A 24,019-nucleotide genomic window follows, 5' to 3' on the forward strand; every position below is an offset into this window, starting at 1 on the left:
CATAGAGTTCAGTTATCCACAAGCAGGTGATCATTGCAGTATGGTGTATAAACGCGTCAAACAGCCCCGCATATCCGATGTGATCATGCAGCAGCTGGAAACCATGATCCTTGAAGGAGCGCTAAAGCCCGGCCAGCGCCTACCGCCGGAGCGGGAGTTGGCGACTCAGTTTGAGGTTTCCAGACCCTCGGTACGTGAGGCGATGCAGAAGCTGGCTGCCCGGGGCTTGTTGGTCAGTCGACAGGGGGGAGGAACATTTGTCGCCGAGGATCTGGGGGCCGGGTTGTCGGATCCGTTGCTGGAGCTGTTCAAGTCGCATCCTGAGTCCCAGTACGACCTGCTGGAATTTCGCCATGCCCTGGAGGGCGTCAGTGCCTATTACGCGGCACTGCGTTCAACGCCCGCCGACAAGGCTACGATACAGGCCTGTTATGACAAGTTGCAGCAGTGTCACGAGGAGAAGGCGTTCGACAGGGAGGTGGCTGCTGATGTGGAGTTCCATCTGGCGATTGCGGCGGCGACTCATAATGTGGTGCTGCTGCATATGATGCGCGCGCTGTTCACGCTGTTGCGCCAGCATATCTGGGACAACCTGGAGCAGATCTACCCAAAAGGGGAGATGCGCAGCCGGATACACGAGCAGCATCGACTGCTGCTGCAGGCGGTGCTTGATTCCGAACCGGAAGCGGCCCGACAGGCGGCGCATGATCACCTGGCCTTTGTCGAGGAAGTCCTGCTGGAGCAGGGGCGAGAGCGTACCCGGCTGGAAAGAGCGCTGAGGCGGTCTAACCTTGGATCAGGGTGAGAACAGTAAAAGTGTCAAAATACTACAGTATAAAGGGTTTCTATACGCGTTAACCCATACCCAAGGGTTGGTTATAGACAAAAGTATGGTGCAAATGTAGTATTACTACACATAAAACCACAATAACCGAGACAGCTCGATGTGCTCTGCGTGCAATCCATGCGGGGTACTGGCTAGTGTCGGAACATCCACGCTTACAAGTGATCGGAGAAGGCAAAGTGCGAGATATGATTGAAGATATCGATCCAATCGAAACTCAGGAATGGATGGATGCTCTTGAATCCGTCGCCAAAAATGACGGAGATGAGCGCGCGCGCTACCTGCTGCGCGAACTGGGTGCCAAGGCATCTACACTGGGGTTTGATGCGGGTACCTCCATCAATACCTCCTATGTGAACACCATTTCGCCGCGTGACGAAGTCCGCATGCCGGGTGATCTGTTCATGGAGCGCCGTATCCGCTCCTTCATCCGCTGGAACGCCATGGCGATGGTAATGCGTGCCAATGACAACGAGGATGCCCTCGGTGGTCATATCTCCAGCTTCTCCTCCTCTGCCACCCTCTATGATATCGGCTTCAACTACTTCTTCCACGGTCCCGAAGGCCGTGAGTCTGACATGGTGTTCTTCCAGGGACACATCTCCCCGGGGATCTATGCCCGCGCCTACCTGGAAGGCCGTCTGACCGAAGAACAGCTGGACAACTTCCGTCGTGAAGTGGACGGCAATGGCCTGTCATCCTACCCGCACCCCTGGCTGATGCCTGATTTCTGGCAGTTCCCGACCGTTTCCATGGGGCTGGGGCCGATCCAGGCAATTTATCAGGCGCACGTGATGCGTTATCTGTCGGCGCGTGACCTGGTCAAGCGCGGCGAGCGCAAGGTATGGGCGTTCCTGGGTGACGGTGAATGTGACGAGCCGGAGACTCTGGGGGCTATCTCGCTGGCCGGCCGCGAGCAGCTGGAAAACCTGATCTTCGTCATCAACTGTAACCTGCAGCGTCTGGACGGCCCGGTACGTGGTAACGGCAAGATCGTGCAGGAACTGGAAGGCGTCTTTAAGGGTGCCGGCTGGAACGTGATCAAGGTTCTCTGGGGCCGTCACTGGGATCCGCTGTTCGAGAAAGATGAAAAAGGCCTGCTGCAGCAGCGCATGAACGAAGTCTGCGACGGTGAGCTGCAGAACTACAAGGCCAATGGTGGTGCCTACACCCGTGAGCACTTCTTCGGCAAATATCCGGAACTGGCCGAGATGGTCAAGGATATGTCTGACGAAGAGATCATGAACCTGAACCGCGGTGGCCATGACCCGTACAAGGTGTATGCGGCCTACCACCAGGCGTTCCACCACAAGGGACAGCCGACCGTGATCCTGGCGCAGACCGTCAAGGGCTACGGTACCGGTCAGTCTGGCCAGGCCAAGAACGATACCCACTCGATGAAGAAAGTGGCAATGGATGACCTCAAGGGCTTCCGCGACCACTTCAACATCCCGCTGTCCGATGAGCAGCTCAAGAGCGTGCCTTACTACCGCCCGTCTCCGGACTCGGCGGAGATGAAGTACATGTTCGAGCGTCGTAAGCAGCTGGGTGGTTTCTACCCGGCGCGTCGTACCGAGTTCGAACAGCTGCAGGTGCCTGAGCTTGAAGCCTTCAAGGGTCAGCTCAAGTCCAGTGGTGAGCGTACGCTATCGACCCAGATGGCGCTGAACCGTGTGCTCAGCACCCTGGTGAAAGACAAGCAGATGGGCGAGCGCGTAGTACCGATCGTGCCGGACGAAGCCCGTACCTTTGGTATGGAAGGCATGTTCCGTCAGCTGGGTATCTACACCTCTGAAGGTCAGCGCTACGTGCCGCACGACTCCGATCAGATCATGTACTACAAGGAGTCCAAGAACGGTCAGATTCTGCAGGAAGGTATCAACGAAGCGGGTGCCATGTCGGCCTGGATCGCGGCCGCGACCTCCTATGCCAACAACGGCTGCACCATGGTGCCGTTCTACATCTTCTACTCCATGTTCGGCTTCCAGCGCATCATGGATCTGGCCTGGGCGGCCGGTGATTCCCAGGCGCGCGGCTTCCTGATCGGCGCGACGTCTGGTCGTACTACGCTGAACGGTGAAGGCCTGCAGCACCAGGATGGTCACAGCCACCTGATGGCGCAGATGATCCCGAACTGCGTGTCCTACGACCCGACTTACGGCTACGAGCTGGCCGTGATTGTTCAGGACGGCATGCGTCGCATGTACCAGGAGCAGGAAAACAAGTTCTACTACATCACCACGCTGAACGAGAACTACCAGCATCCGGAGATGCCGCAGGGTGCCGAAGAGGGCATCATCAAGGGCATGTACCTGCTGGAAGAGGGCAAGGACTCCGATCTCAAGGTGCAGCTGATGGGCTGTGGCTCCATTCTGCGCGAAGTGCGTGAAGCGGCGAATATTCTGCGTGATGAATTTGGCGTTGAAGCTGACGTCTGGAGCACTACCTCCATCAACGAACTGCGTCGTGATGCGCAGAGCGTCAGTCGCTGGAACCTGCTGAACCCGGAGCAGGAAGCGCGTAAATCCTACGTTGAAGAGTGCCTGGAAGGCCGTGAAGGTCCTGTTGTGGCTTCTACCGACTACATGCGCATGTACGCTGACCAGCTGCGTGAGTACATCCCGCGTCGCTACAAGGTGCTGGGTACCGACGGCTTCGGTCGTTCCGACAGTCGCAGCAAGCTGCGCGAGTTCTTCGAAGTGAACCGCTACTACGTCGCAGTAGCTGCACTGAAGGCTCTGCAGGAAGAAGGCAAGCTGGAGGCTTCGGTTGTCGCCAAGGCCATTCAGAAGTTCAACATCAACCCGGAAAAGCCGGCCCCCTGGACACTGTAAGTGGCAGGCGAGTGAACATCTGACTGGTTTATTGCGAGAGGATTTATTGTGACTACGACTACCATTACAGTGCCCGATATCGGCGGTAGCGAAAACGTCGACATCGTTGAAGTTTGTGTCAGTGTTGGTGACAGCATCGCCGAGGGCGATTCACTGATCGTGCTGGAAACCGACAAGGCCTCCATGGAAGTGCCGTCCACCCATGCGGGTGTGGTGAAAAGCATCATCGTATCCGAAGGCGGCACCTGTAGCGAAGGTGATGCCATTCTCGAGCTGGAAGTTGAGGGGGCGGCGGAAGCGGCGCCGGCAGCTGAGGCTCCGGCTGAAGACGCTCCCGCAGCCCCGGCACCCGCTGCTGAAGCTGCGCCGGCGGCACCTGCTGCTGCGACAACTGTTGAGCAGGTACTGGTACCGGATCTGTCCGGTGCCGACAATGTGGATGTGATCGAGGTGCTGGTCAAGGAAGGCGATGAGATCGCTGAAGGTGACAGCCTGATCACGCTGGAAACCGACAAGGCCTCCATGGAAGTGCCGGCGCCCAAGGGTGGCAAGGTTGTCTCCATGAAGATCAAGGAAGGTGACCAGGTCAGCGAAGGCGACCTGCTGCTGGAGCTGGAAGTCAGCGGTGGTGCTGCGGCACCTGCGCCGGCTGTAACGGCAGTGGCTGAAGCGCCGGCTGTGGTGCCGGTTGCTGAAGCGGCACCTGCTGCGGCGCCCGCCCAGGCAGGCGGCATCGAGCCGGTCACCGTGCCGGATCTGTCCGGTGCAACTGATGTCGATGTGATTGAGGTGCTGGTTAAGGCTGGTGACGAAATTGCCGAGGGTGACAGTCTGATCACGCTGGAAACCGACAAGGCGTCCATGGAAGTGCCGGCACCCAAGGGTGGCAAGGTTGTTTCCGTCAAGATCAGTGAAGGTGGTCAGGTCAATGAGGGTGATCTGATTCTTGAGCTGGAAGTGGCGGGTGCGCCTGCTGCAGCACCGGTTTCTGCGCCTGTTGCCGAAGTGCCGAAAGCGGCAGCTCCTGCGGCCGCCCCGGCTGCCAAGGCGGCGCCTGCGGCGGATAAAAACGTCGATCTGAATGCACTGGAAAAGAAAAACCGTAATGTACATGCCGGTCCGGCGGTGCGTGCGCTGGCGCGTGAATTCGGTGTCGAGCTGGTCAATGTGACCGCGAGTGGTCGCAAGGGGCGCATCCTGAAGGAAGACGTCCAGGCCTACGTGAAGTCAGCACTCAAGCAGCTGGCCGAAAAGGGGCCGGCTACCGTGACCGGTGGCAGCGGCATTCCGGCGATCCCGGCGGTGGACTTCAGCAAGTTCGGCGAAACCGAGATGGTCAAGCTGAGCAGGGTCGACAAGATCACCCGTGACAACATGTCCCGTTGCTGGCTCAACATCCCGCACGTGACTCAGTTCGACGAAGCGGACATCACCGAGCTGGAAGCGTTCCGCAAGGAGATGAAGGATGCGGCGGCGAAAGAGGGTGTCAAGCTGACCCCGTTGCCGTTCATGATCAAGGCGGCCGCCATTGCGCTTAAGCGTCATCAGAAGTTCAATGCGTCTCTGCACCATGATGGCGAGCACATCGTGTACAAGAAGTACGTCAATATCGGTCTGGCGGTTGATACGCCGAATGGCCTGATGGTGCCGGTGATCAAGGATGCGGACAAGAAGAGCGTATACGAGCTGGCGCGTGAAGCGATAGAGCTGGCTGGCAAAGCCAAGGATCGCAAGCTGAAGCCGAACGAGATGCAGGGTGCCTGCTTCACCATCTCCAGTCTTGGTGGCATTGGCGGTACCGGCTTCACGCCGATCGTCAATGCGCCGGAAGTGGCGATCCTGGGCGTGTCCAAAGCGGATATCAAGCCGCGCTGGAACGGCAAGGAGTTCGAGCCGCGCATGATGCTGCCGCTGTGTCTGTCCTATGACCACCGTGCCATCAACGGCGGTGATGCAGGTCGCTTCCTGACTGACCTGAACGGTCTGCTGAGTGATATTCGTCGCCTGCTGCTCTGACCGGGCACGGGGATGAAAAAAGGGTGAAGGCCAGGCCTTCACCCTTTTTTTGTGCCTGAATTTTACTGGCGACCTGTAATCTGGATATAGACGCGCCTCAATGAGGCGCGTCGCAATGCCGGGTTAGCCGTAATAGGCCATTTTCACGACAAACAGCGCTGAGAGGACCCAAAGTGCGGGGTTGAGCTCGCTGGTGCGGCCACTGAGAGCCTTGATCGCCGTGTAGGAAATGATGCCAAAGGCGATGCCGGTTGTGATGGAGAATGTCAGCGGCATGCTGACGGTTGCGATCACGACGGGAGCGGCTTCAGTGATATCGTCCCAGTCGATCTGTACCAGGCTGTGAGTCATCAAGACTGCCACGAACAGCAATGCCGGTGCGGTGGCATAAGCCGGGATGGTGCCTGCCAGCGGTGACAGGAACAGGCAGGCCAGGAACAGAAGGCCGACAACGACAGCGGTCAGGCCGGTCCGGCCGCCTGCTGCAATGCCGGCACCGGATTCGATGTAGCTGGTGGTGGTGGATGTGCCCATCACCGAGCCGGCCATGGTGGCGGTGGAGTCGGCCATCAGGGCGCGACCCAGGCGCGGCAGCTTGCCGTCAGGGGTCAGCATCTTGCCCTTTTGGGCGACAGCGATCAGTGTGCCTGAGGTATCAAACAGGTCGACAAACAGGAAGGAGAAAACAACGCTGATCAGGCCAATGTTCAGTGCGCCAAGGATATCGAGCTGGCCCAGTGTGGGAGTCAGAGACGGAGGTGCTGCCGCGATTCCAGTGAACTCGACATGGCCAAACGCCAGGCTGATCAAGGTAATGGATAGAATGCCGATCATCACCGAGCCGGTGACTCGCTTATGATACAAGGCGGCGATAATGACGAATCCCAGGCAGGCCATAATGGCGCCCCATTGGCTCATGTCGCCGATGGTGACCAGGGTGGCTGAGTTATCGGTAACGATGCCGGCGTTTTTCAGGCCGATAAAGCCAAGGAACAGGCCAATGCCAGCGCCGATGCCGCCCTTGAGTGACAGGGGGATGCTGTTGATGATCCATTCGCGGATGCGGAAGATCGACAGCAGGAAGAAGCAGACACCGGAGATGAATACTGCGCCCAGTGCGGTTTCCCAGCTGTAACCCATCTGGCCGACCACGGTGAAGCTGAAAAAGGCATTCAGCCCCATGCCGGGGGCCAGGGCGATCGGGTAGTTGGCGCCAAGGCCCATGACAAAGCAGCCGATGGCGGCCGCCAGGCAGGTGGCAACGAACACGGCGCCGGAGTCCATGCCAGCAGCGGAAAGCATGGAAGGGTTGATAAAGATGATGTAGGCCATCGTCAGGAAGGTGGTCAGGCCTGCAATGATTTCAGTGCGAACAGTGGTTTGGTGCTCGGAGAGCTTGAAGAGCTTTTCCAGCATGGTGAAAATCCATCGATAGTAGCTAAGGCGATATTCTACCTTAGTCGTATGGATTGAGCAGTGAAGGAAATCAGAAAAAACATGAAAAGCGGGAAAAGAAAATGGTCGGGGTGACAGGATTTGAACCTACGACCCCTGCCTCCCGAAGACAGTGCTCTACCAGGCTGAGCTACACCCCGACGCATACTTAGTCTCAGCAAATGGTCGGGGTGACAGGATTTGAACCTACGACCCCTGCCTCCCGAAGACAGTGCTCTACCAGGCTGAGCTACACCCCGACAAAGCTGAAAGCTAAGTATTTGTTCTGATTGGTGGATTAGCGTTTTGGGCGCCTCAATCAAGAACGGGGCGAATTATAGAGAGGCTGAACCCGTTTGCCAAGAGTTGAAGGGAAAAATGTTAAGAAAATAAGTACACTCCGGTTCTTGCCACAAATATGAGCCACAGGAGATGAGGTATGTTGGCAGGTCTGTTGCTGTTGTTGCTGTGTCAGTTGGTAGGTGAGTGGATAGTGCTGGCGCTGGCTCTCCCGGTGCCTGGCCCGGTCATGGGGATGGTGCTATTGCTGCTTGGCTTGATCGTTGCCAAGCGGGTGCCGGAGGCCATGCGTGTTTCGGCAGAAGGGCTGCTGCGTCACCTGGCGCTGTTGTTCGTGCCGGCCGGTGTGGGCTTGATGGTACATGCTGAGCTGATTGCAGCAGAGTGGCTGGTGATTCTGGTGGCACTGGTCGTCAGCACGGTTGTTACCATTCTGGTGACCGCGCTGGTGTTGAAATACCTGACGCGTAATCTGGATCTGGATTTGTCGGGAGATAAGCGATGACAAGTTTCTGGGTCTATTTTGCAGCCAAGCCTCTGTGGTGGATCATTATCACCATCGCTACCTTCATGTTCACTTCATGGTTTAACCGCCGGGTTGGCGGGACACCGCTGCTGCACCCCGTACTGGTGGCCCTGTCGCTGATCATTGTGCTGCTGCAGTTGACCGGAACCGATTACGATACCTATTTCGAGGGGGCGCAGTTCATTCATTTCCTGCTGGGGCCGGCGACGGTTGCACTGGCGGTGCCGCTCTATGATCACTTTGAACGGGTCAAGAAGATGCTGGTGCCGCTGCTGGTGGCTTGTACCTGTGGTGCGGTTACGGCTGCGTTATCGGTAATAGCCGTGGCCTGGCTGCTGGGGGCATCCGATACCACCTTGCTGTCACTGGCGCCCAAGTCGGTTACGTCACCGATCGCAATCGGTATTGCTGAAAAGATCGGGGGGTATCCTTCACTGTCAGCCGGCTTTGCGCTGATTACAGGGGCAATCGGTTGTCTGACAGCCCCTTGGCTGTTCCGCTGGCTCAAGATTGAAGATGACGCCGTCAAGGGGTTTACGCTGGGCTTGTCTTCGCACGGTTTCGGAACCGCCTTTGCATTCGAATTCAGTACTCTGGCCGGCGCCTTCTCCGGGCTGGCGATGGGGTTGACCGGACTAATGACCGCTTTCCTGGTGCCGGTGCTGGTGCGTCTGCTTGGCTTATGAGCCTCTCATACCAAGTATTAAGTCTTTTTGGGGCTGCCTGATTTGCGAAAAATGGGCTTCAGCAGTAAAGTTCGCCCCCGTTGTGGTGTGCATAAACCGTCCAGAGGTACAAACTGAAGATGACTCCGCTTGAGCGATACCAGCAGGATCTGAAACGTGAAGATTTCTCCCATGATCCGACCCAGGAGATGGCTGTAGGTCACCTGCAGCGCTTGTATGACGACCTGGTGGCAGCTGAGCGTGCGCCCAAGCCGAGCTTCATGCAGCGCCTGGGTGGCAAGATCAAGCGGCAGCAGCAGGAACCGATCAAAGGGCTTTATTTCTGGGGCGGTGTCGGACGCGGCAAGACCTACCTGATGGATACCTTCTTCGATAGCCTGCCGTTCGAGCGCAAAATGCGTACGCATTTCCACCGTTTCATGCAGCGCGTGCATCAGGAGTTGAAGGCGCTGGACGGTACCAAGAACCCGCTGGTCGAAATTGGCCGCAAGTACGCGGATGAAGCGCGAATCATCTGTTTTGATGAATTCTTTGTGACCGATATCACCGATGCCATGATTCTGGGCGGCTTGATGCAGGAGCTGTTCAACAACGGTGTGGCACTGGTGGCGACTTCCAATATTGTCCCTGATGGTCTTTATAAGGATGGTCTACAGCGTCAGCGGTTCCTGCCGGCCATCGATATGCTCAAGCGTTATACCGAAGTGGTCAATGTGGATGGCGGCATCGATTATCGCCTGCGTACGCTTGAGCAGGCAGAGCTTTATCACTGGCCGCTGGATGCAGGAGCGGACAAGAGCCTGAATGCCAGCTTTGAAAGCCTGGCGCCTGATCTTGAAGAAGAGCAGAAGGAATCTGAGGTTGAAATTAATGGTCGTATGATCAGGGCGCGCCGAGTGTGTGAGGATGTGGCCTGGTTCGACTTCTCGGCCCTGTGTGAAGGTGCACGTTCGCAGAACGACTATATTGAGCTGGGCAAGATCTATCACGCTGTGCTGCTGAGCAATGTGCCACAGCTCGGGCGTAAAAACGATGATGCGGCACGCCGTTTCATCAACCTGGTGGATGAGTTCTATGACTCCGGGGTCAAGCTGATTATTTCGGCGGAAGTGCCGATCCATGAGATCTATACTGAGGGGCGCCTGAATTTCGAGATTGAGCGCACCCAGAGCCGTTTGCTGGAAATGCAGTCACATGAATATCTGGCGCGTGAACACCGCGCCTGATTGCAGAAAACCCGGGTTTCAGCTTCCCAATTCTCAGGGGTGCGGGTATAATGCGCGCTCCCTGAAGACAGGGTGCCGAAAAAGTGTACGTTAGTGACGTGCCTAGTCGCTAACCAATAACTATAAGGTAAGTCGGAATCTCGTATTCGAGACTTAAATTGTAAGGTGAAAAATCCATGAAAACTTTTACCGCCAAACCGGCCGAAGTAAAACGCGACTGGTATGTTGTGGACGCAGAGGGTAAAACTCTGGGTCGCCTGGCTACTGAAATTGCCCGTCGTCTGCGTGGCAAGCACAAGCCGGAATACACTCCGCACGTTGATACCGGTGACTACATCGTTGTAGTAAACGCCGAGAAAGTAAACGTGACCGGCAACAAGCGCAACGACAAGATGTACTATCGTCATTCCGGTTTCCCGGGTGGTCTGAAGGAAGCTAACTTCAACAAGATGGTACAGACCTTCCCTGAGCGCACTATCGAGCTGGCTGTTAAAGGCATGCTGCCGAAAGGTCCGCTGGGTCGCGCCATGTACACCAAGCTGAAAGTGTACGCCGGTGCTGAACATCCGCACCAGGCTCAGCAACCGAAAGAACTGAACATCTAAGGGGAAGGCGAATATGTCTACTACTCAGTATTACGGTACCGGCCGTCGTAAAACCTCTACTGCTCGTGTTTTCCTGCGCCCGGGTACTGGCAAGATCACCATCAACAACCGTACTCTGGAAGAGTACTTCGGTCGCGTAACTGCGCGCATGATCGTGATGCAGCCGCTGGAACTGACCGACAACGTTGAAAAGTTTGACGCTCACATCACCGTTAAAGGCGGTGGTGGCTTCGGTCAGGCTGGTGCTATTCGTCACGGTATCACTCGTGCCCTGATGGAATACGATGAAACTCTGCGCGGTGCTCTGCGTGAAGCTGGCTACGTTACCCGTGACGCTCGTATGGTTGAGCGTAAGAAAGTGGGTCTGCGTAAAGCCCGTAAGCGTCCGCAGTTCTCCAAGCGTTAATTGCTTGCGGCCTGGCCGCATTACGGCAATGCAAAAAAGCCTGCAGCCCGCGTGGTTGCAGGCTTTTTTCGTTTTGGGGTCAGGTCAATAAAAGCGGTGTTCGCCGAATGGAGGGGGGATTTTACCTTGTAAAAAAAGGGTATTTTCTTTAACATTCGGCGCATTTGAACAAACCGGTTTTGTGTTTTTTCATGACTGAGCGGCCAGTCAGCCTTTTGTGTCTCTGCAAAATGCGGCGGGTCGATTGAGGGGAGATGAAGTTAATGAGCAATGACGGCGTGAATAAGGGTCGACGTCGTCTCCTGATCGGTGCCACATCTGCAGTAGGTGCAGTGGGTGCTGTAGGAGCGGCCGTCCCGTTCGTGGCTTCCTGGAATCCGAGTGCCAAGGCGAAAGCTGCCGGCGCGCCTGCCAAGGCGGATATCAGCAAGCTGGAGCCTGGTCAGCAGATGATCGTTGAATGGCGCGGCAAGCCTGTATGGGTTGTCCGTCGTGGCGAAGAGGTACTGGCCAACCTGGAGAAGCTGAACGATCGTGTCGCTGACCCGATGTCCGAAAAGCCTCAGCAGCCTGATTACATTCCGAAGACTGCTGCCCGTGCAATCCGTCCGGAATTCGCTGTAATGGTCGGTATCTGTACTCACCTGGGTTGCTCTCCGACCTACCGTCCCGAAGTGGCACCGGAAGATCTGGGTCCGGACTGGCTGGGTGGCTTCTTCTGCCCCTGCCACGGCTCACGCTTTGACCTCTCCGGTCGTGTATTCAAGTCTGTGCCGGCCCCGACCAACCTGGTTATCCCGCCGCACAAGTATGAAGATGACAACACACTGATTATTGGTGTCGATCCGGAGACTGCATAATGGCTGGTACACGAAATAAAGGTAATCCGGGCCTGATGGGCTGGATTGACGACCGCTTCCCGGCAACTGCCATGTGGGAAGATCACCTGTCCAAATACTACGCACCGAAGAACTTCAACTTCTGGTATTTCTTCGGTTCCCTGGCACTGCTGGTGCTGGTTAACCAGATCCTGACCGGTATCTGGCTGACCATGAGCTACAACCCGAGCGCCGAAGGTGCGTTCGCGTCTGTTGAATACATCATGCGTGATGTGGAATACGGCTGGTTGCTGCGTTATCTGCACTCTACTGGTGCCTCCGCCTTCTTCGTTGTGGTCTACCTGCACATGCTGCGTGGCATCATGTACGGTTCCTACCGCAAGCCGCGCGAGCTGGTGTGGATCTTCGGTATGACCATCTACCTGGCGCTGATGGCTGAAGCCTTCATGGGCTACCTGCTGCCCTGGGGTCAGATGTCTTACTGGGGTGCTCAGGTAATCATCTCTCTGTTCGGTGCCATTCCGGTCATCGGTCCGGACCTGCAGCAGTGGATCCGTGGTGACTTCCTGATCTCCGGTATCACTCTGAACCGCTTCTTCGCCCTGCACGTTATCGCACTGCCGATCGTGATCCTGGCGCTGGTTGTGCTGCACATCATCGCCCTGCACGAAGTAGGTTCCAACAACCCGGACGGCGTTGAAATCAAGGACAAGAAAGACGAAAACGGCGTACCGTTGGACGGCATCCCGTTCCACCCGTATTACACCGTTAAAGACATCGTTGGTGTTGTTGTCTTCCTGTTCGTGTTCTGTACGGTTGTCTTCTTCTTCCCCGAGGGTGGCGGCTACTTCCTTGAGAAGCCCAACTTCGAACCGGCTAACGGTCTGAAGACGCCGGCACACATCGCTCCGGTATGGTACTTCACGCCGTTCTACGCCATGCTGCGTGCGGTCACCTTCCCGATGTTCGGTCTGGATGCCAAGTTCTGGGGTGTAGTCGTAATGGGTGCGGCGATCGCTATCCTGTTCGTACTGCCCTGGTTGGATCGCAGCCCGGTCAAGTCTATCCGTTACAAGGGCTGGCTGAGCAAAATCTGGCTGGTGATCTTCGCCGTGAGCTTTGTCATTCTGGGTGTGCTGGGCGTACTGCCGGCGACTGAAGGCCGCACCATGCTGTCTCAGATCTGCACCGTACTGTACTTCTTGTTCTTCCTGCTGATGCCGTTCTACACACGCATGGAAAGCACTAAACCGGTTCCGGAAAGGGTTACAGGCTAATGAAAAAGTTCGTAATTACTCTGCTAATGGCGCTGGCACCGATGACCGCCAGTGCCGCCGGTGGCACCGTGCCGCTGGATTCATTTGAAGGCGATCTGACTGACAAGGCATCCCTGCAGCGCGGTATGCAGACCTTCGTCAACCGCTGCATGGGCTGTCACGAAGCGGGCTATCAGCGTTTTGAGCGCTCCGCTCAGGATCTGGGTATCCCGAATGAGCTAGTTGAGCAGTACCTGATCTTCGATCCTGAAATCAAGATCGGCCAGCACATGACCAACGCCATGCCGACTGACAGTGCAGCCGGCTGGTTCGGTGCGCCGCCGCCCGACCTGACTCTGGAAGCGCGTCTGCGTGGCCCTGATTGGGTCTACACTTACCTGCGCAGCTTCTATCAGGACGAGACCCGCCCCTGGGGCGTGAACAACGTGGTTTTCCCGTCTGTTGGTATGCCCAACGTGCTGGAAGACCTGCAGGGCAAGGTGGTCAACCATTGTACCCCGGAAGAGCTGGCTCACGGTCATGACGAGATTGACCCGCTGACCGGCAAGACCATGGGCGGCTGTCTGGTCATTGACGAAGCCGGTAGTCAGTCTGTCGAAGAGTTCGACAAGACAGTCTACGACCTGGTCAACTTCATGACTTACATGGCCGAGCCGTCTCGACTCGAGTCTGAAAGTCTGGGTACCAAGGTCCTGATCTTCCTGGCGATTCTGTTCGTATTTGCCTTTGCTCTGAAGAAAGAGTACTGGAAAGACGTACACTGATCGCTCACGGGTGATTAAGTCAGAAACTACGCGGTCGTGAGGCCGCGTAGATTTTTTGTTTTCAGCAGCATACTTTTGATGGGGATAGTTCGATGGGCGTAGTAGCCAAGCGTTCTTCCATGACCTTTTTCTCTGATGGCTCCGACCATTACAGCCACCGAGTACGTATCGTGCTTTGTGAGAAAGGCGTGGCAGTTGATATTGTCGAGTGTAAAGCAAACGAGCTGCCGGAAGATGTAGCGGCACAGAACCCCTACAACAGCCTGCCGACCCTGCTGGATCGTGAGCTGGTGTTGTATGAACCCAACGTGATGATGGAATACCTCGATGAGCGTTTCCCGCATCCGCCCTTGTTGCCGGTCTACCCGGTTGCGCGTGCTGAAAGCCGTCTTTACATGCACCGCATCCAGCGTGACTGGTGCGTGCTGGTTGACCGCATTCTGGCTGACGAAGCCAGTGATGCTGAGCTGGATGCTGCCCGCAAGGAGCTGCGTGACAGCCTGGTCACCATCTCGCCGATTTTTGCCGAGAAGCCGTTCTTCATGAGCGACGAGTTTACCCTGGTAGACTGCTGCCTGGCTCCGATCCTCTGGCGCCTGCCGCAGCTGGGCATCGAACTGCCGGAAGCGCAGACCAAGCCGCTGCAGGAATACATGCAGCGTCTGTTTGAGCGTGAGTCCTTCCAGGCCAGCCTGTCGGAATACGAGCGCGAAATTCGCGACTGATCGGTTCTCAGGCAGTACGAATCCAAACAGGGATGAAGGCAACTTCATCCCTTTTTTATATACAGAACTCGGGGTTGATGCAGAGGCACGCTGGCGTGCTCCAGTCCCGGGCCAAAACCCCTGTCTTGTATCGGAAGGCCGGGGATCTCAGGAGCTGTTATGAGTGATATCAAACCCAGTCGCCCCTACCTGCTCAGGGCCTTGTATGAATGGGTGCTGGACAACAACATGACCCCCCACATTGCGGTTGATGCCACTTTGCAGGGCGTACAGGTGCCTGAACAGTTTGTGCAGGATGGTCAGATCACCCTCAATATTGCACCGGGTGCCGTGCAAGGGCTGTTGATCGATGATCAGGGCGTCAGTTTCAGTGCCCGTTTCGGTGGTGTGCCGATGAACGTCTATGCTCCGATCGTTGCGGTGATGGCGATCTTTACCCGTGAAAACGGCATGGGCATGGGCTTTGGTATGGAGCCGGGTATCGAGGCGCTGCTGGAACAGGTCGAACAGGCGGAGCAGGGTGCTGTGCTGGAAGAGGTCAAGGCGGAAGCGCCTGCTGAGGAAAAGGCCGAGGTTTCAGGCAGCAAGGGCAAGAAGCCGACACTGCGCGTGGTGAAGTAACTTCGTCCAATGATGCCGGGCAGATGGCTGACTGCCCGGCAGGGTATATCAGGCGCCGATGTACTCGAACACCTTGACGATCTTGCGTACACCGGTAATTGAGCGGGTGATCTCGACAGCCAGGTCTGCCTCGGCCGGGCTCACCAGTCCCATCAGGTAAACCACCCCGTTTTCGGTAACCACCTTGATACGACCGCCGGAGATTCGCTTGTCGGCCAGCATCTGTACCTTGATACGGCTGGTCAGATAGACATCGTTGCTGCGCACGATGGTTGACGTTGGCCCGGCGATATCCAGCTCATTATGTACCTTGCGTACATGACGAATCTGGCGGGCGATGCTTTCAGCTTCCTGCTTGACCTGCTCATCGGGTACCTGGCCGATCAACAGTACCTGACCGTTGTAGCTGACCACGTTGATATGAGATTGCGCCAGTGCCTGGGAGCCCTTGCTGATGTTGACCAGGGTCTTGGTCTCAATTGACTCGTCTTCCAGGTAGCTGCCCAGTGTGCGGCTGCCCTGGTCTTCCTGAATCGGTTCTTCCCGGGTGGCACTGATGAGGCCAGAGCAACCGCTCAGGGCAGTGGATGCCAGAACCATAACGATCAGGGAGCGTTTGAACATGTTGATCAGCCTCCAAAGAGTTGATATTCAATCAGGTCGCACAAGCAGTGCAGAACCAGCAGATGGGCACCATGAATCAGGGCGTCTTCGGTGCCAGGAATACAGATTTCGATCTCGTCTGGCAGCAGCAGGGCCGCCATGTTGCCGCCGTCGCCACCACTCAGGGCGATCACCATCATGTCACGGTCATGGGCGGCCTGAATCGCCTGAACCAGACTGTTGGCGCGACCATGCGTTGATACCAGCAGCAAAATATCACCGGGCTGTCCCAGTGCCCGGATCTGCTTGGAGTAGACATCGGCAAACCCGGTTTCCTCGCTGATACCGCTCATGGCGGCAGCATCGTTGAGCGCCATGGCGGGCAAGCCGGGGCGCTCGTGGCGAAAGCGGTTCAGCAGCAGCGAGGCGAAATGCTGCGCCAGCGCAGCCGAGCCCCCGTTGCCGACACACAAGATCTTCTGTTCACTGACAAGGCATTGCAGCAGGAGTTCACCGGCTTCAGCGATCAGCGGAGTATGCTGCTCGATAGTGAGCGCATTGATCTCCATGGTGTTGTGAAACTGACTGACAATGCGGTCTTCGAGTTCCATTTAAAAGCGTTTCCGGTGTTCAGGGCGAGAGTTCAGGGACGAAAAGCATCTTTATACCATACTGGAGGGGTGCTCTCCGAGTCTCCTTCAAAGGCGAGCACATCAAACCGGCAAGGGCGTTGGCTCCAGTGAGGGTTGCGGCTGAGCATGAAGCGGGCCGCTCGAATCAGTTTCTGCTGCTTGCGCCAGTCCACCGAGGCAGCTGCGCCGCCATAGCGACGGCTGGAGCGGCTGCGTACCTCCACGAAAACGATCTGCTCGCCTTCCTGCATGATCAGATCGATTTCGCCCAAACGGCAGTGGGCGTTGCGCTGCAGCAGAGTCAGTCCCTGCTGTCCGAGCCAGTGTTCGGCCCGCTGTTCGGCATCCATGCCGATACGATTGCGATCCATCGCGTTTTCCTCTCAGTTTTCGGTAGTGGCGGCCTGAGGCGGACTCAGGCTGGCCGGCTCTCCCTCGGTAAAGGTGGTGCAGCTCAGTTCGCGCTGCAGGCGTTTGTTGCTATCCATGACCAGTTGGCCGGTCTCGCCGAGCAGGAAGCTGCCCGGGCGCTGCTCCAGCTGCGGTAGCCAGGGGTAGGCCCTGATGGCATCCACACCCAGTGCAAACAGGCGGCCAAAGCGGGACAGGGTATCCTCACCATTGCTGCTCAGCAGTCGTTGGGCTTCACTGGGTGGCTGCAGCAACCAGGGCAGGTCACAGAAAGTGATGCCGTTCAGGTCCACATCGCGCGTGGCGTCAGGGTAGCCCGGATAGACGTGCGAAGTTGCATAGAGCGGCAGATCGGCGGCGAAGTGGTAATCCAGCATCGGTTTGATCAGGCGAGCGGCGTCCGGCAGTGCGGTCATCAGGATCGCGTCAGCATCCTGGCGGCGGCGTTCCTGGAACTCGAGACGATGGCGCAGCAGCTCGCGCAGCTGCTCTTCGCGCTCCGCGCTCTGTCGGGTCAGCAGCAGCTCGGCCACCTGGTCATTGTAGTTGTCAGCCGCCTGGTAGCGGAGGTTGCCGACAACCTGGCCACCGGAGGCTTCCATCTCTTCCCGCATGACGTTGGCGACACGGTCACCCCATTCGGCAGCGGGAGTGATGACCAGCACCCGCATGTGGCCATCGGCCATGGCACGGCGGGCGACCATGCGGGCTTCGTGCTCGGATGAGAGTTCGAGCTGCCAGGGGCGAGAGGGGCCGGCTTCGGCCGGGTTCAGCGCCAGGGTCGGGATTTCCAGCAGTGGCTGGGCAGACAGCTGATTAACCAGTGCCGGGTTCAATGGGCCGATCAGGAGATCGACGCCTTGCTGGCGGGCCTGCATCAGTAGTGGGTTCACATCGTCAAGCCCGGTCGAGTCAAGCATGACCAGTTCGGGAACCTGTTTGCCTTCGCGGCGCATTACCTCCAGCTGAGCTTCCATTCCCTTGCGGATGGCTGCAGCCGGCTTGGCCAGATCACCACTGAGCGGCAGGATCACGCCGATGCGATATGCGACCAGCTGCTCGCCACTCAGCTCAAGCCCAAGCAGACCGGCAGGCGGCAGCGTCAGCGCCGGGTGCGACTCCCAGAGTGTCCCCCAGTTGTCCAGTGCCTGCTGGCGTGCCGCCAGGTCAGGGCTGGAGCGCAACATCAGGGCCAGCTCGAACCAGCCCTGTTCCTGGTAATCATTGTTGGCGCTGGCGGCCGCCTTGACCTGTTCCAGCGGGGCTTGCTGCAGCAGACGCCAGATCTGGTCGTGATAGCGCTGCTGCTCCACCGGGTCCAGCGTGAGCAGGCTGCTGACGATCAGCTCGCGTACCGCGGCGACAGGGTTATCCTGCTGCAGCCAGACGTCAGCACGCAGCTGGCCAAGTTTGGCTTGCTGGTCGGCCGGCAGGGAACTGAAGCGGCCCAGATCAAGCAGTTTGAGCGCTTCGGCCGGATCATCGGAGCCTGAAACCAGCAGCGTTTTCAGTTTGGCAATCTCAAACGCCAGGGTGGGCGGAATACGTGTCAGGTCAATACCGTCAAGGACTTCGATGGCACGCGGCTCATTACCTGTCTGGACCAGCAGGCGGGCCGCCTGCAGCTGCAGCTGAGCTGCGGGTGTGGCCGGTTGCGTGCGGGCCTGACGCAGCAGACTGTCGATACTCTGTTCGGTAGTGGTCGCCGTCTTGTCCACAACCTGTGGCGGTGTGGTCTGGCTGGAACACCCCGCCAGCAGTGCAGTGGCCAGCAGGAGGCTGAAAGACAGCCGATGTAAATTCGTCATATAATCCCAATCCTTGCCAACAGATGGATATCCTAATGTCAGAACCAGTTCTCTATATCGTAGCTACGCCGATCGGTAATCTGGCGGACCTGTCGGAGCGCGCGCGGGAGGTTCTGGCCGGCGTGGATTACATCGCGGCCGAGGATACCCGTCACAGTGGGCGCTTGCTGGGCCACTTTAACATTAAAGGCCAGATGATTTCAGTGCATGACCACAACGAGCGTCAACGTTGTGAACATATCATCAACCTGCTGGGCAGTGGTCATTCGATCGCCCTGGTCAGCGATGCCGGTACGCCACTGATTTCCGACCCCGGGTTCCATCTGGTGCGGGCGGTTCGCGAAGCGGGTTTTCGCGTGTCACCGGTCCCCGGCAGCTGTGCCTTTATTGCGGCGCTGTCGGCGTCGGGACTGCCGTCCGATCGCTTCCAGTTTATCGGTTTCCTGCCGGCCAAAAGTGGTGCTCGCACCCAGGCGCTGGAAGCACTGGCGGATAACACTGAAACGCTGGTGTTCTACGAATCCACCCACCGGATCGTTGATAGTCTGAAGGCGATGAGTGAGGTGTTTGGTACCGAGCGTTATGCCGTGGTGGCGCGTGAGCTGACCAAGACGTTCGAGACGATCCATGGCGATACCCTGGCGGGCCTGATCGACTGGATGGAGGCGGATGCCAATCAGCAGCGTGGCGAGTTCGTCGTGCTGGTGCAGGGGGCTGAAGCGACCGTCGACGAGGACGCAATTGACCCCGAGTCCGAGCGTATCCTGCGTATTCTGGCCAAGGAACTCCCCCCTAAAAAGGCCGCGGGCGTGGCAGCCGAGATTACCGGCTACAAGAAAAACCGCCTCTATCAGCTGCTGATCGACTGATTTGCTTGCGTAACCGGGCCAGACCTATATACTTCGCGCCGAGAGTCTGCCAGGCAATCGTCGCTGCGTTCGCGCAGGGGAGGAAAGTCCGGGCTCCATTGGGCAAGGTGCCAGATAACGTCTGGGCGGCGCGAGCCGACGGAAAGTGCAACAGAAAGTATACCGCCTAAGCATCTTCGGATGCCGGTAAGGTTGAAATGGTGCGGTAAGAGCGCACCGCGTGGGTGGCAACACTCCACGGCGATGGTAAACCCCACCCGGAGCAAGACCAAATAGGGACCCATTAAGGCGTGGCCCGCGCCGGGTCCGGGTAGGTCGCTTGAGGCCAGTGGCGACGCTGGTCCTAGATGAATGATTGTCCACGACAAAACCCGGCTTATCGGCAGACTCTCTCTTTCTCCCTGTTTTTCCCTTTACACTCCTCAGCGGTTGCGCCGCGCAACGGTGCCAAACCTTTCCGCGCTTGCCCTCCTAGACCCGAACGACCAGAATTCCTCGCATGGCTGGCTGCCCGTTGTGGCGTACAAAGATGACGGCCGGATAGCGTCTTTACTACAGGTCGAAGCAGGAGGGGCTCATGGCGTATGACGAAGGTCTGGCCGAACGCGTGAATGACTACTTTCAGGGGCGGTCGGAGTTATCCGCAAGGCGCATGTTCGGTGGGCTCTGCTATATGCTTCATGGCCATATGTGCTGCGGTATCCTAGGTGACACCCTGATGGCGCGTGTCGGGCCTGAGCAGTATGCGGCCTGTCTGGAGCTGCCCTTTGCACGTGAAATGGACTTTACCGGCAAGGCGCTGACAGGCCTTGTCTACGTTGCGCCTGAAGGCGTGGCCGAGGATGCCGATCTCGCCGCCTGGCTGGCGCGTTGCGAGGCGTTTGTCAGGGGGCTGCCGCCCAAGTAATCAAAAGGACCGCTTCGAAACGCAATAATGTCCAAGCCAGAGGTTTCGGTCAGTCTTGCACTGATTGTTGAGTTTGTGTTCGAGACCAGTCTGTCGCCGAGATTGTAGGACGATGAAGCAGGATAACCACTTCCAGTATCGACAAAGCCAGCACCAGAAGCGGTTTACCTTGCCCAGCAGTGGCAGGCCTAGCGCAGCACCCGGCTGAACTCCGCTTCAATCTCTGCATACATCATCTCTGCCTGATCCTCATAGCGGCGCGAGAAATGAAAGGGCAGCAGCTGCTGCACCTGGGCTTCAGATGCGATCTCGGCACAGGCAGCCGTCGTCAGGTGGCCATGTTCATCCGCTCGCTCCCGGTCTGCTTCATTGAAGGCCGCTTCGCAGATCAGTGTCTGGGCGCCCCATGCCAGCTCGACCAGCTTGCGACGGTTGTCAGCCGTGTCGGCCAGATCGGCGGCGTAAACCAGCGTTTCCCCCGGCTTTCGGTGCAGCAGCTGTTCCGCCAGCACACCGGCGGAGGCCGTTTCACCGTTTGGTAACGTGATCAGCTGTGACGGCTTTTCATGCTTCAGGGCCGAAATCAGTTCGGCCAGCCAGGGACCTTCCGCCAGGCTTAGCCGCTGCATCGCTTCGGTATCGACGGTCAGCGCTGAACAGGGAATATAGGCATAGGCCAGTACCGGGGTGTGGTGGTCCAGTTCCACCGCCCGTATCTTGAAACGCTCCTCGGCCAGGATTATGCCGGCCTCGATCTCTCGTTCCGGCAGTGGCTTGATGTCGGCTTTGCCGGGTTGCAAGCGGTAAGGCTTGAGGGTCGAGCCATGCAGTTCAAAGACCCGAAAGACCGGCCCACGATCGCCAATCCTGTCCCAGAGCACACCGCTAAGCATGCCGGCTATATGCCGGGCCAGTCCTGGCGGGCCATAGATATTGCAGGGTGCCGGCGCGCCGAGCCGAGTGCGCAGCAGCCCCATGAATCCACCGATATGGTCGATATGGGCGTGGGTGATGAAAACATCGGTGACATTGTGCGCCAGTCGTACCGGCAGACGGCTGGTGTGGCCGAGATCAAACAGCATGCAGCGTCGGCTCCACTGGGTCTTGATCAGCAACAGCGGGTCATCGAACAGCCCGTTGACCATCTCGGCGATAATATCGCCTCGCACGATTCTGGGAAGGGGAGCCCGGGGGGCGGTATCGACCGGGTGGATAAGGGACGGGGCCGAGACCGGAGCAGGCGGCTGGGCCTGGGGTGTTTTGACGGTGGCGAGCGAGCCATCTGCCTGCCGGCAGGCGTCGCGTACCAGCAGTGCCTTGGGCATTGCAGCCCCTTCAAGACAGGTACCGGCCGGGCAGCGTATGCGCAGCTGGTGCTGGGGTGTTTCGGCCAGCTCAAGTACCTCACCCATAAGCCAGGTGTCATTATCGCGGCGCAGGGCGATCATCAGTCCCGCCCAGCGCTCGGGACTGGTCAGCGGTGGCGGGGTGCCCAGTAATGCGATCTCATCCAGTGGTAGCCAGACCTCCTGGTGGTTGAGCAGGTAGGCCTGCCAGAGGCTAGAGCGATTGCTGATGCGGGCCGACCGGTTGGGGGCTCGGGCCAGTTCATGTGGCTTTATCCACAGTGCCGAGATGGTCAGGCTGTCGAGCTCAGGGTGCAGGTGCTGGAGTTCATCGCTTCGGGAGAGCACCGCCAGATGATTGATCCGGCAACTGGTAATCAGGGCGGGCAACAGCTCGGCGGCAGCAATGCCGCGGCTGACGCCCGGCGCATCGATGATCAAGGGAGCTTCGGGAATGTTGGCTGACAGGCGGCTCAGCGCGTCGATCAGGGGCAGGCGAAATCGTCCGGCGTCGAGGCTGCACAGGGGCTCAAATGCCTTTGGCTGCCACTGGTCGTCCTGCCAGAGGCCCAGGTTGAGCGCGCCTGGCAGGCCAAACGTGGGGGATCCCGGGTCGGCGCTCAGGCAGTAACAGGCCATGTTCCGGGCCTGCAGTCGCTGGGCCAGTGCAACGGCGAGGTGGCTTTTGCCCGTGCCGGGTGCACCGTAGAGCAGCAGGCGTGGTCGGGGCTGCGTCAGCACCTGAAGCAGTACTGACAGGGCCTGAGTATGGGGCAGAGGCTGGTTGGGCATGGGCTGTGCCTTCATACCGGTGAGTTCTCTTTAAGTATGAACATCCCGGTAAGGCTGTCAGGTTCACAGGTGCTGCAGGCAGGGCGGCAGGCCGATCTCCATGGCGATGGGGCGATGATCGGAGAGGGTGCAGTCCAGCACTCGGGCACTGCGAACCTCCAGGCTCGGCGAGATCAGGATGTGATCCAGCGCGTGCTTAGGTTGCCAGCTGGGGTAGGTGGGCAGGGTTTCCTCGGCTGAGATCAGGTCCAGCCCGCGCAAGGCCGGTCGGCTGCGCAGGTGTTCGAGCGGGTTGTTCATGTCGCCCATCAGTACCACATGGGGGTGATGCTCGACCAGTTCGCGGATGTAGCGCAGTTGTCGGTCCTGGGTGCGAGCGCCCAGAGACAGGTGGAGTACGATGATCAGCAGCGCATTTTCACCGCTGCCGAATCGAACCAGAATGGCACCGCGGCCGGGGATCAGGCCAGGCAGCGGGTGGTCTTCGACGAAGCTGGGCTCAAGGCGGCTGAGCACGCCATTACTGTGTTGCGCCAGCTTGCCCAGGTTGCGGTTCAGTTGCTGGTACCAGTAGGGAAAACGGCCGGCATCGGCCAGGTACTCCACCTGATTGATGAAACCGCTGCGGATGCTGCCGCCATCGGCTTCCTGCAGGGCCACCAGGTCATACTGGCGCAGCAGGCGGCCTATCTGATCCAGTGTCTGGTTGCGCTGGCGGTGGGGTAACAGGTGTTGCCAGCCTCGGGTCAGATAGTGGTGATAGGCCTGGGTCTTGATGCCGACCTGGATATTGAAGCTGAGCAAGCTCAGGCTCTCGCGCTGCACTGTACCGACAGCGCGCTCAGCAACCTGGTGCAGGCCTTCGATGCTATGGGGGCGTGGTTGGGTGTAATGCGGCATGGCAGTGGCGTGAATCCGTTGCATCCGGTTATGCTCAGCCTAAGTGACCGGCTTGAATGCGTCCAGCATGATCGGCGGCCCCCATTGATTTTGCGCATGAAATTTTGAGGTGTTCGATGCGTATTGAGTCGTGTAACCCGGATAGCTCAGCTACAGCGATCCTCGAAATCTTCAATGATGCCATTCTCAACACTACGGCCCTCTATGAATACCGGGCACGTACCCGTGAGCAGGTGCTGGACTGGTTCAGGGGCAAGGACGAAGGCGGTTGGCCGGTACTGGGGGCGTTTGATGACAGCGGACAGCTGCTCGGGTTTGCCAGCTTCGGGCCTTTTCGCCCCTATCCCGCCAACAAATATACCGTTGAACACTCGGTTTATATCGACCCGGCGCATCGTGGCAAGGGGGTTGCCAAAATGCTGCTGCAACGTTTGATCGATGAGGCGCGAGCCCGGGAGTATCACGTGATGGTAGGCGCCATCGATGCAGACAATGCCGTCAGCATCCGGTTGCATGAGGCCTTTGGCTTCGTGCATGCCGGGACTATCCGTCAGGCCGCGTTCAAGTTTGGTCGCTGGCTTGATCTGGCGTTCTATCAGTTGACCCTGGAAACACCCCTGCAGCCGCTCGATGGCTGAGCTGGGATGT

Annotated in this window: 23 protein-coding genes, 2 tRNA genes and 1 other RNA gene; 17 read left to right on the forward strand and 9 right to left on the reverse strand. The window is 58.1% G+C overall.

The genetic code is table 11. From position 1 onward, the window contains the following. The first annotated feature begins 40 nt into the window (after nucleotides 1-40). From pdhR to aceF, 3 genes are all read left to right on the forward strand, one after another. Nucleotides 41-805: a pyruvate dehydrogenase complex transcriptional repressor PdhR gene (pdhR, locus tag ABD013_RS17935; protein WP_343809046.1), complete on the forward strand. Its 765-nt coding sequence runs from the start codon at nucleotides 41-43 to the stop codon at nucleotides 803-805. Between the two features lie 227 nt (nucleotides 806-1,032). Beyond that, on the forward strand, nucleotides 1,033-3,678 hold the full coding sequence (gene aceE, locus ABD013_RS17940; protein WP_343809088.1) for a pyruvate dehydrogenase (acetyl-transferring), homodimeric type: 2,646 nt from the start codon (nucleotides 1,033-1,035) through the stop codon (nucleotides 3,676-3,678). Nucleotides 3,679-3,726: 48 nt separating this feature from the next. Further along, the gene (gene aceF / locus ABD013_RS17945) at nucleotides 3,727-5,694 is read left to right on the forward strand and encodes a dihydrolipoyllysine-residue acetyltransferase (protein ID WP_343809047.1); all 1,968 of its coding nucleotides are present in this window, start codon (nucleotides 3,727-3,729) and stop codon (nucleotides 5,692-5,694) included. Between the two features lie 123 nt (nucleotides 5,695-5,817). On the opposite strand, the gene ABD013_RS17950 is transcribed toward aceF, so the two are convergent. From ABD013_RS17950 to ABD013_RS17960, 3 genes are all read right to left on the reverse strand, one after another. Next, the gene (locus ABD013_RS17950) at nucleotides 5,818-7,110 is read right to left on the reverse strand and encodes an NCS2 family permease (RefSeq protein WP_343809048.1); all 1,293 of its coding nucleotides are present in this window, start codon (nucleotides 7,108-7,110) and stop codon (nucleotides 5,818-5,820) included. 102 nt (nucleotides 7,111-7,212) lie between these two features. Next, a tRNA-Pro gene (locus ABD013_RS17955) sits at nucleotides 7,213-7,289 on the reverse strand. Nucleotides 7,290-7,311: 22 nt separating this feature from the next. Beyond that, nucleotides 7,312-7,388: transfer RNA gene (locus tag ABD013_RS17960), tRNA-Pro, on the reverse strand. A gap of 179 nt (nucleotides 7,389-7,567) precedes the next feature. Here ABD013_RS17960 and ABD013_RS17965 point away from each other — a divergent pair. The 10 genes from ABD013_RS17965 to ABD013_RS18010 all read left to right on the forward strand — a co-directional run bounded on the left by ABD013_RS17965 (nucleotide 7,568) and on the right by ABD013_RS18010 (nucleotide 15,103). Next, the gene (locus tag ABD013_RS17965) at nucleotides 7,568-7,933 is read left to right on the forward strand and encodes a CidA/LrgA family protein (protein ID WP_343809049.1); all 366 of its coding nucleotides are present in this window, start codon (nucleotides 7,568-7,570) and stop codon (nucleotides 7,931-7,933) included. Continuing rightward, nucleotides 7,930-8,640 carry an LrgB family protein gene (locus ABD013_RS17970; protein ID WP_343809050.1) on the forward strand — a complete coding sequence of 237 codons (711 nt, stop codon included), beginning with the start codon at nucleotides 7,930-7,932 and terminating at the stop codon, nucleotides 8,638-8,640. Before ABD013_RS17965 ends, ABD013_RS17970 begins: the two co-directional genes overlap by 4 nt. A gap of 119 nt (nucleotides 8,641-8,759) precedes the next feature. Beyond that, the gene (zapE, locus tag ABD013_RS17975; RefSeq protein ID WP_343809051.1) at nucleotides 8,760-9,866 is read left to right on the forward strand and encodes a cell division protein ZapE; all 1,107 of its coding nucleotides are present in this window, start codon (nucleotides 8,760-8,762) and stop codon (nucleotides 9,864-9,866) included. Nucleotides 9,867-10,042: 176 nt separating this feature from the next. Next, nucleotides 10,043-10,471 (forward strand): 50S ribosomal protein L13, encoded by a 429-nt coding sequence (gene rplM / locus ABD013_RS17980; protein WP_343809052.1) that lies wholly within the window; start codon nucleotides 10,043-10,045, stop codon nucleotides 10,469-10,471. A 13-nt stretch (nucleotides 10,472-10,484) separates the two neighbouring features. Then, complete coding sequence (gene rpsI, locus ABD013_RS17985; RefSeq protein WP_217334816.1) at nucleotides 10,485-10,877, forward strand: 30S ribosomal protein S9; 393 nt, start codon at nucleotides 10,485-10,487, stop codon at nucleotides 10,875-10,877. Nucleotides 10,878-11,140: 263 nt separating this feature from the next. Next, entirely contained in the window at nucleotides 11,141-11,737 is a 597-nt protein-coding gene (gene petA, locus ABD013_RS17990; RefSeq protein WP_343809053.1) for a ubiquinol-cytochrome c reductase iron-sulfur subunit, read from the forward strand. Then, on the forward strand, nucleotides 11,737-12,993 hold the full coding sequence (locus tag ABD013_RS17995; RefSeq protein ID WP_343809054.1) for a cytochrome b: 1,257 nt from the start codon (nucleotides 11,737-11,739) through the stop codon (nucleotides 12,991-12,993). The genes petA and ABD013_RS17995 overlap by 1 nt, the downstream gene beginning before the upstream one ends. Continuing rightward, nucleotides 12,993-13,757 carry a cytochrome c1 gene (locus ABD013_RS18000; protein WP_343809055.1) on the forward strand — a complete coding sequence of 255 codons (765 nt, stop codon included), beginning with the start codon at nucleotides 12,993-12,995 and terminating at the stop codon, nucleotides 13,755-13,757. Before ABD013_RS17995 ends, ABD013_RS18000 begins: the two co-directional genes overlap by 1 nt. A gap of 92 nt (nucleotides 13,758-13,849) precedes the next feature. Further along, entirely contained in the window at nucleotides 13,850-14,482 is a 633-nt protein-coding gene (gene sspA, locus ABD013_RS18005; protein WP_343809056.1) for a stringent starvation protein SspA, read from the forward strand. Nucleotides 14,483-14,650: 168 nt separating this feature from the next. After that, nucleotides 14,651-15,103, forward strand: a complete 453-nt coding sequence (locus ABD013_RS18010; RefSeq protein WP_343809089.1) for a ClpXP protease specificity-enhancing factor — start codon at nucleotides 14,651-14,653, stop codon at nucleotides 15,101-15,103. Between the two features lie 48 nt (nucleotides 15,104-15,151). Here ABD013_RS18010 and ABD013_RS18015 read toward each other — a convergent pair whose 3' ends face one another. Genes ABD013_RS18015 through ABD013_RS18030 form a run of 4 tightly spaced genes read right to left on the reverse strand, consistent with a single transcriptional unit; the run spans nucleotide 15,152 to nucleotide 18,557 of the window. Continuing rightward, nucleotides 15,152-15,727: a BON domain-containing protein gene (locus ABD013_RS18015; RefSeq protein ID WP_343809057.1), complete on the reverse strand. Its 576-nt coding sequence runs from the start codon at nucleotides 15,725-15,727 to the stop codon at nucleotides 15,152-15,154. 5 nt (nucleotides 15,728-15,732) lie between these two features. Beyond that, a complete protein-coding gene (locus ABD013_RS18020; RefSeq protein ID WP_343809058.1) occupies nucleotides 15,733-16,317 on the reverse strand; it encodes an SIS domain-containing protein in 585 nt (194 codons plus the stop codon). A 32-nt stretch (nucleotides 16,318-16,349) separates the two neighbouring features. After that, nucleotides 16,350-16,709, reverse strand: a complete 360-nt coding sequence (locus ABD013_RS18025; RefSeq protein ID WP_343809059.1) for a YraN family protein — start codon at nucleotides 16,707-16,709, stop codon at nucleotides 16,350-16,352. A 12-nt stretch (nucleotides 16,710-16,721) separates the two neighbouring features. Then, complete coding sequence (locus ABD013_RS18030) at nucleotides 16,722-18,557, reverse strand: penicillin-binding protein activator (protein ID WP_343809060.1); 1,836 nt, start codon at nucleotides 18,555-18,557, stop codon at nucleotides 16,722-16,724. Between the two features lie 35 nt (nucleotides 18,558-18,592). Here ABD013_RS18030 and rsmI point away from each other — a divergent pair, with 35 nt between their 5' ends. The 3 genes from rsmI to ABD013_RS18045 all read left to right on the forward strand — a co-directional run bounded on the left by rsmI (nucleotide 18,593) and on the right by ABD013_RS18045 (nucleotide 20,333). Further along, the gene (gene rsmI, locus ABD013_RS18035) at nucleotides 18,593-19,426 is read left to right on the forward strand and encodes a 16S rRNA (cytidine(1402)-2'-O)-methyltransferase (protein ID WP_343809061.1); all 834 of its coding nucleotides are present in this window, start codon (nucleotides 18,593-18,595) and stop codon (nucleotides 19,424-19,426) included. A gap of 41 nt (nucleotides 19,427-19,467) precedes the next feature. Beyond that, nucleotides 19,468-19,821: RNase P RNA component class A (rnpB, locus tag ABD013_RS18040), an RNA gene on the forward strand. Nucleotides 19,822-20,003: 182 nt separating this feature from the next. Then, entirely contained in the window at nucleotides 20,004-20,333 is a 330-nt protein-coding gene (locus ABD013_RS18045; RefSeq protein ID WP_343809062.1) for a TfoX/Sxy family protein, read from the forward strand. A 188-nt stretch (nucleotides 20,334-20,521) separates the two neighbouring features. On the opposite strand, the gene ABD013_RS18050 is transcribed toward ABD013_RS18045, so the two are convergent. Next, complete coding sequence (locus tag ABD013_RS18050) at nucleotides 20,522-22,486, reverse strand: Clp1/GlmU family protein (RefSeq protein ID WP_343809063.1); 1,965 nt, start codon at nucleotides 22,484-22,486, stop codon at nucleotides 20,522-20,524. Between the two features lie 48 nt (nucleotides 22,487-22,534). Further along, nucleotides 22,535-23,395, reverse strand: a complete 861-nt coding sequence (locus ABD013_RS18055) for an endonuclease/exonuclease/phosphatase family protein (RefSeq protein ID WP_343809064.1) — start codon at nucleotides 23,393-23,395, stop codon at nucleotides 22,535-22,537. Between the two features lie 92 nt (nucleotides 23,396-23,487). Here ABD013_RS18055 and ABD013_RS18060 point away from each other — a divergent pair, with 92 nt between their 5' ends. Continuing rightward, nucleotides 23,488-24,009 carry a GNAT family N-acetyltransferase gene (locus ABD013_RS18060; protein ID WP_343809065.1) on the forward strand — a complete coding sequence of 174 codons (522 nt, stop codon included), beginning with the start codon at nucleotides 23,488-23,490 and terminating at the stop codon, nucleotides 24,007-24,009. Nucleotides 24,010-24,019: the final 10 nt, after the last annotated feature.

Source organism: Marinobacterium maritimum, assembly GCF_039523155.1.
GTDB classification, from domain to species: Bacteria; Pseudomonadota; Gammaproteobacteria; order Pseudomonadales; family Balneatricaceae; genus Marinobacterium; species Marinobacterium maritimum.

Excerpts from the sequence above, each read along its gene's own strand:
- ABD013_RS18020 (WP_343809058.1), bottom strand. The coding sequence starts at position 16,317 with ATGGAACTCGAAGACCGCATTGTCAGTCAGTTTCACAACACCATGGAG.
- ABD013_RS18030 (WP_343809060.1), bottom strand. The coding sequence starts at position 18,557 with ATGACGAATTTACATCGGCTGTCTTTCAGCCTCCTGCTGGCCACTGCA.
- ABD013_RS17995 (WP_343809054.1), top strand. The coding sequence starts at position 11,737 with ATGGCTGGTACACGAAATAAAGGTAATCCGGGCCTGATGGGCTGGATT.
- ABD013_RS18055 (WP_343809064.1), bottom strand. The coding sequence starts at position 23,395 with ATGCAACGGATTCACGCCACTGCCATGCCGCATTACACCCAACCACGC.
- sspA (WP_343809056.1), top strand. The coding sequence starts at position 13,850 with ATGGGCGTAGTAGCCAAGCGTTCTTCCATGACCTTTTTCTCTGATGGC.
- ABD013_RS18045 (WP_343809062.1), top strand. The coding sequence starts at position 20,004 with ATGGCGTATGACGAAGGTCTGGCCGAACGCGTGAATGACTACTTTCAG.
- ABD013_RS17965 (WP_343809049.1), top strand. The coding sequence starts at position 7,568 with ATGTTGGCAGGTCTGTTGCTGTTGTTGCTGTGTCAGTTGGTAGGTGAG.
- petA (WP_343809053.1), top strand. The coding sequence starts at position 11,141 with ATGAGCAATGACGGCGTGAATAAGGGTCGACGTCGTCTCCTGATCGGT.
- ABD013_RS18000 (WP_343809055.1), top strand. The coding sequence starts at position 12,993 with ATGAAAAAGTTCGTAATTACTCTGCTAATGGCGCTGGCACCGATGACC.
- ABD013_RS17970 (WP_343809050.1), top strand. The coding sequence starts at position 7,930 with ATGACAAGTTTCTGGGTCTATTTTGCAGCCAAGCCTCTGTGGTGGATC.
- zapE (WP_343809051.1), top strand. The coding sequence starts at position 8,760 with ATGACTCCGCTTGAGCGATACCAGCAGGATCTGAAACGTGAAGATTTC.
- ABD013_RS18015 (WP_343809057.1), bottom strand. The coding sequence starts at position 15,727 with ATGTTCAAACGCTCCCTGATCGTTATGGTTCTGGCATCCACTGCCCTG.
- ABD013_RS17950 (WP_343809048.1), bottom strand. The coding sequence starts at position 7,110 with ATGCTGGAAAAGCTCTTCAAGCTCTCCGAGCACCAAACCACTGTTCGC.
- aceE (WP_343809088.1), top strand. The coding sequence starts at position 1,033 with ATGATTGAAGATATCGATCCAATCGAAACTCAGGAATGGATGGATGCT.
- rpsI (WP_217334816.1), top strand. The coding sequence starts at position 10,485 with ATGTCTACTACTCAGTATTACGGTACCGGCCGTCGTAAAACCTCTACT.
- pdhR (WP_343809046.1), top strand. The coding sequence starts at position 41 with ATGGTGTATAAACGCGTCAAACAGCCCCGCATATCCGATGTGATCATG.
- rsmI (WP_343809061.1), top strand. The coding sequence starts at position 18,593 with ATGTCAGAACCAGTTCTCTATATCGTAGCTACGCCGATCGGTAATCTG.
- ABD013_RS18060 (WP_343809065.1), top strand. The coding sequence starts at position 23,488 with ATGCGTATTGAGTCGTGTAACCCGGATAGCTCAGCTACAGCGATCCTC.
- ABD013_RS18025 (WP_343809059.1), bottom strand. The coding sequence starts at position 16,709 with ATGGATCGCAATCGTATCGGCATGGATGCCGAACAGCGGGCCGAACAC.
- rplM (WP_343809052.1), top strand. The coding sequence starts at position 10,043 with ATGAAAACTTTTACCGCCAAACCGGCCGAAGTAAAACGCGACTGGTAT.
- ABD013_RS18050 (WP_343809063.1), bottom strand. The coding sequence starts at position 22,486 with ATGAAGGCACAGCCCATGCCCAACCAGCCTCTGCCCCATACTCAGGCC.